9 protein-coding genes are annotated in these 13,510 nt (G+C 69.7%); 7 read left to right on the forward strand and 2 right to left on the reverse strand.

All coding sequences use genetic code 11. From position 1 onward, the window contains the following. Nucleotides 1-143 precede the first annotated feature (143 nt). From F0U60_RS03355 to F0U60_RS03370, 4 genes are all read left to right on the forward strand, one after another. Nucleotides 144-398, forward strand: a complete 255-nt coding sequence (locus F0U60_RS03355) for a GlsB/YeaQ/YmgE family stress response membrane protein (RefSeq protein ID WP_395825943.1) — start codon at nucleotides 144-146, stop codon at nucleotides 396-398. A 503-nt stretch (nucleotides 399-901) separates the two neighbouring features. Next, nucleotides 902-1,645, forward strand: a complete 744-nt coding sequence (locus tag F0U60_RS03360) for an alpha/beta hydrolase-fold protein (protein WP_395813867.1) — start codon at nucleotides 902-904, stop codon at nucleotides 1,643-1,645. Between the two features lie 27 nt (nucleotides 1,646-1,672). Continuing rightward, entirely contained in the window at nucleotides 1,673-2,428 is a 756-nt protein-coding gene (locus tag F0U60_RS03365) for a DUF1338 domain-containing protein (RefSeq protein WP_395813869.1), read from the forward strand. Nucleotides 2,429-2,588: 160 nt separating this feature from the next. Continuing rightward, nucleotides 2,589-6,188 carry a PAS domain S-box protein gene (locus F0U60_RS03370; RefSeq protein ID WP_395813871.1) on the forward strand — a complete coding sequence of 1,200 codons (3,600 nt, stop codon included), beginning with the start codon at nucleotides 2,589-2,591 and terminating at the stop codon, nucleotides 6,186-6,188. Here F0U60_RS03370 and F0U60_RS03375 read toward each other — a convergent pair. After that, the gene (locus F0U60_RS03375; RefSeq protein WP_395813873.1) at nucleotides 6,151-6,735 is read right to left on the reverse strand and encodes a GNAT family N-acetyltransferase; all 585 of its coding nucleotides are present in this window, start codon (nucleotides 6,733-6,735) and stop codon (nucleotides 6,151-6,153) included. The two genes, F0U60_RS03370 and F0U60_RS03375, sit on opposite strands and share 38 nt — an antisense overlap. A 106-nt stretch (nucleotides 6,736-6,841) precedes the next feature. Between F0U60_RS03375 and F0U60_RS03380 the strand changes: the two genes are divergently transcribed. Next, complete coding sequence (locus tag F0U60_RS03380; protein WP_395813875.1) at nucleotides 6,842-7,729, forward strand: 5'-3' exonuclease H3TH domain-containing protein; 888 nt, start codon at nucleotides 6,842-6,844, stop codon at nucleotides 7,727-7,729. Between the two features lie 78 nt (nucleotides 7,730-7,807). After that, the gene (locus tag F0U60_RS03385) at nucleotides 7,808-8,263 is read left to right on the forward strand and encodes a group II truncated hemoglobin (protein WP_395813877.1); all 456 of its coding nucleotides are present in this window, start codon (nucleotides 7,808-7,810) and stop codon (nucleotides 8,261-8,263) included. A gap of 227 nt (nucleotides 8,264-8,490) precedes the next feature. Here the strand turns inward: F0U60_RS03385 and F0U60_RS03390 are convergent, their stop codons facing one another. Beyond that, nucleotides 8,491-9,573, reverse strand: coding sequence for a hypothetical protein (locus tag F0U60_RS03390; RefSeq protein WP_395813879.1), 1,083 nt, complete (start codon nucleotides 9,571-9,573; stop codon nucleotides 8,491-8,493). 269 nt (nucleotides 9,574-9,842) lie between these two features. Here F0U60_RS03390 and F0U60_RS03395 point away from each other — a divergent pair, with 269 nt between their 5' ends. After that, on the forward strand, nucleotides 9,843-13,502 hold the full coding sequence (locus F0U60_RS03395) for a hypothetical protein (protein WP_395813881.1): 3,660 nt from the start codon (nucleotides 9,843-9,845) through the stop codon (nucleotides 13,500-13,502). Nucleotides 13,503-13,510 lie beyond the last annotated feature (8 nt).

Raw genomic sequence — 13,510 nt, forward strand, 5'->3', positions numbered from 1 at the left:
GGTGTGAACGGTTTCACAGCGCCCACTCTCCAAACGTTTGCGGTTCGGGAGCTCGAGAGCTCAGGAGCAATGATGTTCGCCCCAGCACGTAGTTCATGCAGACTGGGGCTTCACCTCAGCGCGAAACACTGGAGGAGGGCGCGATGGGCCTGTGTGGATGGATCATCTTCGGTTTCCTGGCGGGGCTGATTGCCCGCGCCGTTATGCCCGGCCGGCAGGGCCTGGGCCTCATCGCCACGACCCTGCTGGGCATTGCCGGGTCCTTCATGGGCGGCTTCATCGCCTCGATACTCCGGGGCGGTAACTGGCGCGTGCTGCAGCCCAGCGGTTTCATTGGTGCCATTGTCGGCGCCATTGTGCTGCTCGCCATCGGGCGGATGATGTCCGGACGACGCTAACTTCCCGATATAATTGGAGATTTTACGGGCTCTCGCAGAATGGGAAGTCCGCTCCACAAACTGGTAGGCACACAGCCTTCCATGCTGTAGGCTGATGGCATCACCCGGGAGGAATCAGCAAGGCTAATGGGCGCGATGAAGTCGCGCTAATGGCTTTGTGAGCCAGGGACTAGCCTTTGACCCCGCTTTTACCGTATGTGCGCCCGGAATACCGGATGACGCGCACGCGGGGGAACCCCTCCAAGGTAGTCCGCGGCGCGAATTCGGTTGCGGAAGACTGCGCGCGTCCTCGGGAGACAAAACCCCTCCAAGGTCGAATCCCGAGGACGCGCGCAGCCGCAGTTTCCCACCTATGCGGTCAGATGCAAGCGCCGGGTGATGGAAACGCAACCCTTGAGCGCCTGGTCCGCGTGCGGTGCGTCCCGTCTCCTCTTGCTCAGGGGTAGGTTTCAGGGCTTTCCCCTATCCCGCGACAGAACCTGTGCGGGTACACGAGGAGACCCATGGGTTCGGTGACGCTGGTGCTGGTGGCGTGGTTGTTGGCGGGGACGCCCGACGCGGGTGAGCCCGCGGCCCCGGGCGGGAATGCCGGCACGTTTGTGGCGAAGTCTCTCACCGTGCGCGGCGAGACGTACCCGTATTCGGTGTACCTGCCGCCGGGGTATCGCCCAGGGGCCTCCTGGCCGGTCATCCTGGCGCTGCACGACGCGAACGCGCGCGGCAAGGACGGGCATCGGCCGAGGACCCAGAGCCTGGCGGAGGCGGCTCGCGTGCACCCGGAGCGCTACCCGGCCGTGCTGGTGCTGCCCCAGTGTCCGCCAGATCGGGAGTGGAGCGGGGAGGTGGCTGACTTCGCGCTGGAGGCGCTGGAGCGCACCCTCACGGAGTACGGCGGGGACAGGAAGCGGGTGTACCTGGCGGGCCAGTCCATGGGGGCTCGGGGCGTGGTGCAGCTTGCGGCGCGCTACCCGGAGCGCTTCGCCGCTGTGGTGGCCGTCTCCGGGCGCTACACGGACCGCCCCGGGTTGGACAAGCTCAAGGGCCTTCCCCTGTGGATGTGGCACGGAGAGGCCGACTCCGTGGTCCCCGTCTCCGAGAGCCGCGCCCTCCTGGAGCAGCTCAAGAGCGGAGGGGGTAACGCGGTGCGCTACACCGAGCTGCCCGGCCTGGGCCATGACATCTTCGACACGGTGTACCTCGACAAGGCCGTGAGCACCTGGCTCTTCGCGCAGCGGCGCGGGAAGTAGGGTCGGCTTCCGCTATGACTGCGCGTCATGAGCCCTGACGCCACCCGACTCCTGGACCTGTTGTGGGAACGCTATGCCGCGGAGGTGCCCTACGCGCGCACCTTCGCCCAGCTCTCCGGCGGCGCTTTCCGCAATGACCACATCGCGCTTCGCTCCCTCGCTCGGCCCGGTGGGGGCATCTCGCTCTTCTCGCGCGTCTTCGAGCGCTTCGGCTGGAAGCCCGCGGGCCAGTACACCTTCCCCGATACGCACCTCTCCGCCATCTACATGGCTCACCCGGAGGGGCTGCCCCGCGTCTTCATCTCCGAGCTCCACGCCGACAAGCTCTCTGCCGAGGCCCAGCGCATCCTCTCCGCGCTGCCAGCGGACCCTCCCGCCCCCGACGCCCTCGAGGCGCTCGCCGACTGGTTCTCCGCTCCTCCGCCGCCGGATGAGCCGGCGCTGCTCGCCCTGGAGAAGGAGTCTCAGTACGGCGCGTGGCTGCTCGCCTTTAGCCGCAAGGTGAACCACTTCACCGGCTGCGTGGACGACGTGGAGGTGTGGCAGCGGCGCATGCGCGAGGCCGGTGTCCCCATGAAGGCAGACATCGAGGGCGAGCCGGGCAGCCCCCTGCGCCAGACGGCCACCCGCGCTGCTCCCGTCACCCTTCGGCTGAAGGACGGACGCACGCGCGACTGGCCCTATGCGTACTTTGAGATTGCCCAGCGCTCGGCCGGCTTTGATGGCTTCCTCGGCCCCCAGGCGCGAGCCCTCTTCGACATGACGAAGCGCTCGGGGGCCTAGGAGCGTGCCGCCAATCCCGCCCCGATAGTCAGTGGCCGTTCGGCCGGGCCCTCCTTGCGCTCTGTCCGCGCGTGAGCAAATCCACAGCCTTGAGTCCCGTGCTTCCCGCCCTCGAATCAGGTGGGGCGCGACGGGTGGTCCGAAAGGAGGGCCCTGCTGCTTGCCGCCTCCGACCGTCCACAGCACTCCGGGTGAATTGGAGGCGCCTGAAGACGAAGCTCGTCAAGACGACGCGCCTTGGCTACGCGGCGCACTCGCCGTGCGGATGCTGGAGCAGACAGAGGGCTTCTCGCTTGTTGGCCTGGATGTGCGGGGCCGCATTGCCCTCTGGAGTTCGGCGGCGGGGCAGCTCACCCTCCACTCCAAGGCAGACTTGCTCGGCGAGCCCCTCTCCGCCCTGTACCTGCCCGAGGAGCACGCGCTGGCGGAGCAGGCGCTGTTCCAGGCCGAGCGGGAGGGCCACAGTGAGACCGAAGGTTGGCGCGTGCGGCGAGATGGCACCCGCTTCCGGGCGAGGCAGGTGCTCACCGCGCTGCACGACGCAGGCGGTGAGTTGCTCGGGTTCTCCTGCGCCCTGAGCCCTGTCGGTGAGCAGGGCCGTCTCGCGCTGCTGCGCCAGCTGGGCGAGCTCTTCCTCACCTCCGTCGACGAGGGCATCTACGGCCTGGACACGGAGGGGCGCACCACCTTCGTCAACCCGGCCGCCGCGCGCATGCTGGGGTGGACGCCAGAGGAGCTCATTGGCAAGTCACAGCACGAGCTTGTCCACCACTCGCGCCTGGACGGCACGCCCCTGCCCGAGTCCGAGTGCCAGATACACGCCGCTTTCCGAGACGGCCAGACGTACCATGTGGTGGGCGAGGTGTTCTGGCGGCGCGACGGCAGCTTCTTCCCTGTGGAGTACCGCAGCAGCCCTGTGCGGGAGGACGGTCGCCTCATCGGCGTGGTCATCACCTTCACGGACATCACCGCACGGCTGCGTGCCGACGAGAGCGAGCGCGAACTCCTGCGCGAGCAGGCCGCACGGGCCCGGGCCGAAGAGGTGGAGCGGCGTCTGCACCGCATGCTGGAGAGCATCACCGACGCCTTCGTTGCCCTGGACCGCGCCTGGCGCTTCACCTACGTCAACCACCGGGCCGAGGAGCTGTCCCGCCGCTCGCGCAAGGAGATGCTCGGGCGCACCCCCAATGAGGTGTTCCCGCGCTTCTCCGAGTCGCGCTCCGCACGGTACTTCCGCGAGGCCTTCACCACCCAGCGCGCCGTCCACTTCGAGGAGCATGACCCCAAAAAGGACACCTGGGTGGAGATGAACGTCTACCCCACGGGGGAGGGGCTCGCCGTCTACTTCCGGGACATCACCGAGCGCAAACGCACCGAGGAGCGGCTGCGCCTCTTCGAGTCCATCGTGGTGAACGCCTACGATGGCGTGGTCATCCTCGAGCCGGAACCGACGGAGGGGCGACAGACCCGGCGCGTCATCTACGTCAACGAGGCCTTCGCGCGGATGATGGGCTACAGCGCGGAGGCGCTGCGGGAGTTGGACTCCCTGCTGCTGGTGGGGCCGGAAACGGACGAGGCCGCGCTCGAACGAACGCGCGAGGCCCTGCGGCGGCAGGAGCCCTTCCGCGTGGAGCTGCTCACCTACCGCAAGGATGGCTCCTCCTTCTGGGCGGAGAACTCCTTCATGCCCGTGAAGGACGAGGAGGGCGCGCTGACGCACTGGGTGTCCGTGACGCGCGAGGTGACGAAGCGCAAGCAAGAGGAGGAGGCTGCGCTGCGGCTCGCCCGCGAGGAGGCGACACGCACCGAGGCCGAGGTGGCGCACGCGCGCATCGAGGCCCTCCTGGAGAGCATCACCGATGCTTTCTTCGCCTTGGACCGCGAGCAGCGCTTCACCTTCGCCAACCGCCGCGCGGTCGAGGTCCTCCAGCATCCGCGGGAGCAGCTCCTGGGCCGCACCCTGGAGGAGATCCTGCCGTGGGACTCGCTGGCCGGGCTGTCCCAGGGGGTACGCCACGCGCTGGCGGGCCACGGCGTCTCCGAGTGCGAGCTGTTCCTCGCGGCACTGGGCGCATGGTTCGAGTGCCACGTCAGTCCCTCCAGCGAGGGCGTCTCCGTCTACCTGCGCGAGGTGACGGAGCGCAAACAGGCGGAGGATGCACGCCGTCGGCTCGGCTCTATCATTGAGGCCACCCCGGACCTCGTGGGCAGCACGGACGCGCAGGGGCGGGGCCTCTACCTCAACCGGGCCGGCCGGCGCATGGTGGGACTCGCGGAGGAGCAGAATGCGAGCGCCTGGTGCATCGCTTCGGCCCACCCGACCTGGGCCGCGCGGCGCCTGCTGACCGAGGGCATCCCCACCGCGCTGCGCGAGGGCGTGTGGCAGGGGGAGACGGCGCTGCTCTCGCAGGACGGACGGGAGCTGCCCGTCTCCCAGGTGCTGCTCGCCCACCGTGAGGCGGAGGGAAAGCTGGAGATGCTTTCCACCATCATCCGAGACATCTCGGATCGAAAGCTCGCCGAGGAGTCACAGCAGTTCCTCTCCGAGAGCAGTCGGGTGCTGGTGGCCGCGCTGGAGTACGAGGCCACGCTGTGGAGCTTGGCCCGGCTGGTGGTGCCGCGCCTGGCGGACTACTGCACCGTGTGCATGCTGGAGGGGGACGCGGTGCACCAGGTGGCCATGGCCCACCGCGACCCCACCCAAGAGCCACTGCTGCGACGGCTTGAGTGTTCGAGGCCCCTGTCCCATACGGTGGTGGGGGTGCAGAGCGTGTTGCGCACCGGCGAGCCGGAGCTTGTCCCCGAGGTGTCGGATGCCTGGTTGCATGCCGCCTCCGAGGACGAGGAGCACTTCTCCCTGCAATGCGCGCTGGCGCCACGCTCCATGTTGCTCGTGCCGCTGGTGGCACGCGGGCGGACGCTGGGCGTTGTCACCCTGGCCTCCACCGCGGAGTCGGGACGGCGCTATGGCCCGGTGGACCTCACGCTCGCCGAGGGCCTGGCCGGACGCGCCGCCCTCACCATCGACAACGCCCGGCTCTACAAGGAGTCTCAGCAGGCCGCGCACGTGCGCGATGACGTGCTCGCCGTCGTCTCGCATGATCTGCGCAACCCGCTCAATGTCATCTCCCTGGGGGCGACGTACCTGCTCAAGCACCTGCCCGAGGGCGCGGAGGGGGCATCGTGGCGCAAGCAGGCGGACCTCATGCGGCGCTCGGCGGACCGGGCTGTCCACCTCATCCAGGACTTGTTGGAGGTGGCGAAGCTCGAGGCAGGCAGGCTGACGGTGGAGCGTAAACCGGAGGACGCGCTTCGGTTGGTGGACGAGGTGGTGGAGCTGCACCGGCCGCTGGCGGAGGCGCGAGGGCTGCGGCTGGATCGCGAGGTGGAGGCAGAGCTTCCCTGGGTGCTGGCGGATCGGAGCCGGGTGCTGCAGGTGTTCTCCAACTTCATTGGCAACGCGGTGCGCTACACGTCCGAGGGCGGACGCGTCACCGTGCGAGCCCGGCGCGAGGGGCCGCAGGTGCGCTTCTTCGTGAGCGACACGGGGAAGGGCATTGCGCCAGAGCACCTGTCACACCTCTTCGAGCGCTACTGGCAGGCGAAGGAGGGGGCGCGGGAGGGGGCGGGGCTGGGGCTGCCCATCGCCAAGGGCATCGTCGAGGCCCATGGGGGACGTGTCCAGGTGGAGAGCGAGCCGGGCAAGGGCAGTACGTTCTCCTTCACCCTCCCACTCGCTGGGGCGCCACCAGCGCGGTGAGGACGTGGTCGCGCCAGCGGCCCTCGATGAGGACGAGCTCGCGCGCGAGGCCCTCGACGGAGAAGCCCACGCGGCGCAACACGGCGGCGCTCCGCTGGTTCTCCGGCAGGTGGTTGGCCTGGATGCGGTGCAGCCCCAGAGGCCCGAAGGCGTAGTCGCACACGGCGCGCACGGCCTCGCTCATCAACCCCTGGCCCTGGTGGTGGAAGTCGAGCCCGAAGCCCATCTCACAGGACTGGAGGGGCCCGCGGCGGATGTCGGTGAGGGACACGCTGCCGAGCACCGGAGCGGCGGAGAGCGAGGACTCACGCGAGAGGAGGAAGAGGCGCAGGGCCTGGCCGCGTCGCCAGTCCTCGGCGTCCTGGGCCAGCCGTGAGCGCCACCAGGTGACGGTGAAGAAGTTGTCGGGGCGCGCGGGCGAGACGGGGCCGAGGTGCTCGCGGTTGGCCTCGTGGTAGGCGAGCACGCGCGCGGCGGCGTCTGGCGGCAGCAGGGCCAGGTTCAGGCGCGGGGTGGTGAGCAGGACCGGCGGGTTGACCGAGGGCATGACGGGCACTCCGAAAGCTAGCGCGTTCAGCGGCTCGCGCGCGCGTCAGGAGGGGACGGCTCGACAGCCCTCTGCCTCTCCCGTTGACTGGTGGTAGACAGCGCCTATGCGCCTGCACCTCGTTGACGGGACCTATGAGCTTTACCGCGCCCACTTCTCGCCCCGGCCCGGGCACTCCGCGCCGGATGGTCGGGACGTGAAGGCCACCGTGGGGCTCGTCTCCTCGATGCTCGCGCTGCTGCACGATGACGCCGAGGCCGTGACGCACGTGGCCCTGGCCTTCGACAACCCCATCCGCTCGTTCCGCAACGCGCTCTTCGCTGGCTACAAGTCCGATGAGGGCGTCCCCCCCGAGCTTCATGCGCAGTTCGACCTCGCCGAGGACGCCATGCGGGCGCTCGGACTCACCGTGTGGTCCATGAAGGACTTCGAGGCGGATGACGCGCTGGCCACCGCCTCCGCTCGCTGGGCTGGGCAGGTGGAGCAGGTGCGGCTGCTCACCCCGGATAAGGACCTCGGGCAGTGCGTGCGCGGCCGTCAGGTGGTGCAGGTGGACCGCAAGCAGCAGAAGGAACTGGACGAGGACGCGGTGCGCGCGAAGCTGGGTGTGCCTCCGGCGAGCGTGCCGGACCTGCTGGCGCTCGTGGGCGATGACGCGGACGGCATTCCCGGTCTGCCCGGCTTCGGCGAGAAGGGCGCCTCGGCACTGCTCTGTGCCTACGGCCACCTGGATGCGATACCCCCGGACGCGGCCTCGTGGTCCGTGCGTCCTCGGGGCGCGGAGAAGCTCGCGGCCACCCTGCGCGAGCACCGCGAGGATGCGCTGCTGTACCGCCGTCTGGCCACCCTGGTGACGGATGCCCCACTGGCCGAGTCACTGGAGGACCTGGCCTGGGCCGGCGTTCCCCGGGCGCGCTACCTCGCCCTGTGCGACTCGCTCGGACTCACCACGCTGAAGACGCGCCCCAAGCGCTGGGCTGCCGACGCGCCCTGAGGTAGAGGAGTTCCGTCCCTCCCGGTGGTTGCACGGGGCGCTGAAATGGCGCACAGGGGCACGGAGTTGAGAACCGATATGTCCACCGAGATGAAGCCCGTCGGGCTGAACCTTCCTGGCTCCGATGACTGGGTCCCCTCCATGGAGGACATGCCCTTCCACCGCCTCGGCGGTCCGGAGGGGGTGCGCGCCCTGGCCGAGGCCTTCTATGACGCCATGGATGCGAACGAGCCGGCGCTCGCTCGCCTGCACGAGTTGGATGAGCACGGCAAGGTGTCCCGCGGCATGCGCGAGCGCTTCGGCCTCTTCCTCATCGGCTGGCTCGGCGGGCCCCAGGACTACATTGAGAAGCACGGCCACCCGCGTCTGCGCATGCGCCACGGTCACTTCCCCGTGGATGTCGCCATGCGCGACGCCTGGCTGCGCAGCATGCAGCGGGCCCTGGATGCCCGCGCCATCACCGGTGGCGTGCGCCGCTACCTCGACAGGCGCTTTGCCGAGGTAGCCGACTTCCTGCGCAACGTTGAAGGCTAAGCCCGATCCATCTCCGACAGGGAAGAGATCGATGCTCCCTCTCCCCTCGGGAGAGGGTTGGGGTGAGGGGAGCTGAGACCGTTCTTCAACCCGTGGCCCATAGCGTGGACCACGGGTTCAACCCGTGTGCACCCGATACCCTCACCCCGTCCCTCTCCCGAAGGGAGAGGGGAATTGTCAGCGCATGTTCCTCGGGGTTCTCCTTCGCGGACTGACCCTGAGGGGGATTAGAAGCGCATCAGGAAGCCTGGGCCCGCGGTCAGCGACTCGCTTCGCCGGCCCGTGCGCATCAGCACCGGCACGGGCATGGCCTTGATGGCCTCGGACTTCTCGGACCGGAGCCCGGTCCGCGCGGGCGGATAGGGCACGGGCGGCTCGGCCGTGGCCAGCAGCGTGATGACGAAGGTGGCCGCGACACCGCCCATCGCCGAGAGCGGGACCGCCGGGCCATCCGCGAGCGCCGTGCCCGCCAGCAGCAGCGCCGCGCCCACGCCCAGCGGCAGTACCGTGAGCTTGAAGGCTCGCTGCGCCGAGAGCTCGAACGGCACCGCCAGAATGCCTCCCAGCGCCATGCCGAGCGCGGGCGCGACCAGCGTCGGCGTGAGGTTCGTGTCCTCGTCTCCTTCATTCGCGAGCGCCAGCGTGGACTGGGTGAGCGCGGTGAACACGAAGGCGTAGAGGGCGCCCATTCCTACGATGGACGCATCCCCATCACTCACGTCACCCGGGCCCGCCGTCGCTGCCAGCACGCCGATGATGCCAGCCTGCGTGGCGAGGAGCGCGGTGACAGCGCGGTCTCTCCTGCTGAGGTCCTGCTCGGTGCCGTAGCCGAAGCCGGCAAGGAAACCCAACGCGGCTCCACTCGCGGCGAGCAGGGACTCGTTGCGCTCCACGGGGACGTAATACTGGTAGACGGCCGCGGCGGTGCCGAGCGCCAGGCCTCCGAGCACCGCGCCCACGTAGTCACCGTTCTCCGTCTCGAAGGTGTTGCCGAGAATGCCTCCCGTCACCACGCCGCTGATGAGCTCGGTGAAGACGAGCAACATGCCACCCGAACCGGAGGAGAAGCGGCTGTAGCGGGCCGCGCGCTCGGCGGCGGTCTCGTCGGGGCCCTGTGCCTCGGGCGGAGGCGGAGGTGGCGGAGGCTCCTGCGTGGCCGTCGTGGACGGAGGAGGAGGCGGCGGCGGTGCCTGCGTGGTGCTGCTGGGCGCGGGCTGGGTTGTTGGAGCCGGAGTTGGCGAGGTTTGCGCCCGCGCGACGCCATTCGCGGTCAGCAGGCCGATACACATCAGAGAAACGACGAGCCTCATAGACACAGGTCTCCTGAATGAATCGTCCGGGGAAGATGTGTCGGCTCGTGCGGGGGTGCATCGTTCAATCCTGGGCTCTTCCTCGTCCCGTGGGGCAATGACCTGTCGGGTGGTGCGCGCTTCCGGCCCCGGACTGTCGGCTTGCCGTACTTCTTGGCAGGAGCGAGTGGTGCTTCATGTTCCAGGCCCCGGCCCGAGGGAGGGCAGGCGGGCGGGCACGTCCGAGCTTGGGGGCACTTGTGTCACAATGCGGTGGACGTCCGCGCCCCATGACTCCTTCCTCTCGTACCCGGTCCTTCCGGCGGGGCCTGCTTCCCCCGGGACTGTTCCTCACGAGTGCCGTGCTCCTGTTGCTCGGGAGTATGGCGGGCTGTGCCCGGAGTGAGGCTCCACCGCCGCCTACCGAGGCTCGAATCGAGGGCCATTGGTTGCAGCCTCTTCCGCGCGGCAGCCGGATGGTGTCGTGCGGCCACGGTCCTCACGTCTGGCTCTGGATGCCGGAGCGCTCCGGGCTCTGGCTCGTGGACGCGGATGGTCGCGAGCTCGTCTCGGAGGTCTTCAGCGACAAGGATGCCCGTTTCCGAGAGCGGGACGTGCGGGTGGTGGACGTGGTGCCCACGGCGGACCCTGAGCGGGCCTGGGTCCATGTGCGGGTGTCCTCGCTCGTGGGCGACCTGAGCGAGGTGTACGTGGTGGACCACCAGGGCCGCGTCCAGCAGCTCCTGGACCCTGCCCAGCAGGAGCTGGAGCTTGTGCCCTCCGAGGGCCATGAGCGGCTCTGGATCACATTCGGCGTCAACAAGCAGCTGCGCGTCTTTGATACCGCGGGTGCTGAGGTGGGCCGGGTGGATCCCTCCGCGCTCTCGGGAGTCACCGTGCGCAAGGTCCAGCCCGTGGGCGATGGTCAGCAGGGATGGCTCGTGCTGGACCAGAGCCTCTATCAGGTGGACCTGAGGACGCGCACCCTGTCCAACGCGCAGGCTCGGCCGGGCCTGGTGCGGGCGCGGGACGTGAGCAGCCTGGTGCCCACCGCTCGGTCTCAACGGGCGTGGGTGCTCGCGGAGCAGCCCGGCGCTTCCGGCTCCCAACTGCTCCTCGTGGGCAAGGAGGGAGCGAAGAGCACCTCGAGCCCGCTGCCCGGGGCGGTGCAGCGGCTCTTCCCCCACAAAGGGGGCAACTTCTTCTGGATGGTGTTCGCCCCGAGCCCGGGGTCCTCGGGTCCCTCGTTGAAGCTGGTGGGAGTCGATGATGGGAAGGTGGTGGGCCCTGGGGTGGAGATGGAGGGGACGCCCTCTCTCGTGAACGCACCGGATGGGCACGTCTGGGTGAGCGATGAGAAGCGTGTCTATGTCCTGGGTGATGGGGGCGCTGAGCTGGCGCGCAGCGAAGAAGGGCTCGGAGGTGCCCGGCTCCTGCCGCTCTCCGCACAGCAAGCGTGGGCGGTGACGCGCGATGGCGTGGTGCGCCTGCTCGCTGTGAAAGACGGGGCCATCCTCGTGAGTGCCTTGCGGAGCACGGGCCTGCGCGCTCCGCTGCCGAAGGCCTGGGACGCGCACGGCGGGTGGCTGCTCTCGGATGAGGAGACTCGGCTGCATCGGCTCGTGCTCGGGCCGGAGGGGCTCGACAGCGCTCAGGTGCTCGAGGGCATGGGGATTGGCGACGTGCTCCCCATTCCGGGAAGTGACCGCTTTTGGATCGCCGGCCTCCCGCGCGGCTACGTCTACGGGCCGGCCTCGGAGGTGCGGCGCGTGGCGGTGGGCTTCGCGGGGGGGGCCCGCCTTGAGCGCGACGCGGGCGGGCGGGTCCAGGTCGTGGGCCGTCTCGAAGCGGGCTCGCCGCTGGAGTCACTGGAGCTCGACTGGCCCGGGCTCGCGCAGGCGATGGGGGCCGGGCGCTCGCTGGAGCTCGAGCTGCGCGCGGAAGACGGGAGCGACGCGCTGGTGGGCCATGGGCTCCGGCCCCTCGCGGACCCCGCGGGACTGCTCTTCCAGTGGAAGGCCTCGCCGGGAGGCGCGGAGTCCCTCTACCGCGCCGTGGTGGCGCATCAGGTGGAGAATGGCACGCGCCTCACCGCCACCTTTGAGCACGTGCCCTTTGGCGTGCCGCTGCTCGAGCGCGTCTGGGTGCGCACCACGCTCGCGTGCCTGGCGGTGACGCTGCTGCTGTTCTTGCCCATGTTGCTGCTGCGACCCTCGGCCGCTCCGCGTCGGTGGCTGCCGCTCGTTGGCTATGTGGCCTCGCTGGTGGGCGCGGGTGGCGGCGAGCTGCTGGGACTGCTGGGCGGGCTGCGCATCCACTTGCCCTCCGTGGTGGCCGTGGTGTGCGCCGAACTGGTGCTGTGCGCGGGCCTGGGGCTGCTGTCACCCGCCGTGTTCCGCCGGCTCGTCTTCACCCATCCGTTCTCCTGGGCCGCCGCGCCGCTCTTGCGCTGGCCCGCCTTCCGGCGCCGCTTCTTCGCCGCCCATGTCCGGCAGGTGCGCCGCCGGGTGGACGTGGCCTCTGCCCAGGCCAACGGCGAGGTGTTCGTGGAGCTCTCCTCGCACGTCGTCGAGTACGCCGGGCCTGGGGTGAAGCCCTCGCCTTCGGAGCGCACCGCCGAGGAGCTGTGCCTGCTGCTCACGCGCGAGCGCGCGCACCTGCTCATCCAGTGCGCGGGAGGCCGAGGAAAGAGCGCGCTGCTGCGGCAGATTGTCCGGCTGTCGCTGGAGCGCTTCGGGAAGGAGCCCTCCTCGCCGCTGCCCGTCTTCATCGACCCGGCGGCGGAGGACCTCGAGACGGCTGCGAAGGAGGCGCTGCAGGACCTGGGGCTGCCGGAGGCGCTGCGGGACGCGCTGCTGGAGTCGGGGGACTTCTTCCTCGTGCTGGATGGCCTCACCGAGTCGAAGCTGGAGCCCGAGGCGCTGCGCCGCTACCTGGAGCGCGAGATGGGGCTGCACGCGCCGGTGCTGCTGTCGGCCCGGCCCAACGAGGCGTACCGGACGGCGATGTCCCATGCGTTGCGGTGGATGGGGGTGGAGCCGAAGCGGCTGGACGAGGCGGGGTTGGCGCGCTTCCAGGAGGCCTACCCAGGCCCGGACGGAAAGCCCTCGCCGCTCTCCGAGTCCTCCAAGCGCATCTGCCGAGGGCGCGCGGCGGACGGGACGTACGTGCCCATCCTCGTGCGACTGGCGCTGCGCTTCGGAGGCAGTGACGTGGACAGCGTCATCAACCTCTACCGCGCTGTCTTCGCGGGGTTGCTCAAGAAGGACCCGGACGACGCGGCCACCTCGGAGCTGCTGACGTTCGCGGAGGCGCTGTGCCTGGGGAGCTACTGGGAGCACCGCAGCCGGCTCATCGTCTTCCGCGACAGCCCGGACGAGTTCAAGCTGCGGATGCTGTTGGACGCGGGGCTGCTGGTGTCCGCGGACGCTCGGCCCGGCCCGGTGCCCACGCACGTGCGCTTCTTCCACGACTCGATGCAGAGCTACCTCACGGCGCGGGCGCTGTTCGCGCGCAACGCGTCGCAGGCGAACTGGGACTGCCTGTGGCGGGCGGCGGGCGAGCCGGGCTTCGCGCGCGAGCAGTCGGATCTGGTGACGGAGGCGGGCTCGGAGCTGTTCCAGATGTGCTCGTACGTTTTCGGCTACGACGCGCGGCTGAAGGCCGAGCTGGTGCGGCACCTGGAGCTGTGCGCGGAGGCCAACGACGAGCGGCTCAACAAAGAGGGCATCCTCGCGGCCGTGCCGGAGGCGCTGCGGTCCGAGCTGCGCAAGTCCGGCCGGGTGCTGTCGCCGGGTCTGCTGCTGAACGAGGCCAGCCGCGTCTGTCGCGAACATGCGGATGGAGAGGCGTTGTTCCTGCTCTACGCGCGCATCGCCCCGCTGGCCTGGCCCTGGACGCCCGAGTCCTCGAGCGATTCGGAGTCACGAAAGGACGCGGACGCCGCCTGAGCCTTCCC

It is taken from the genome of Archangium minus, assembly GCF_044360475.1.
In the GTDB taxonomy this organism is placed as follows: Bacteria; Myxococcota; Myxococcia; order Myxococcales; family Myxococcaceae; genus Archangium; species Archangium minus.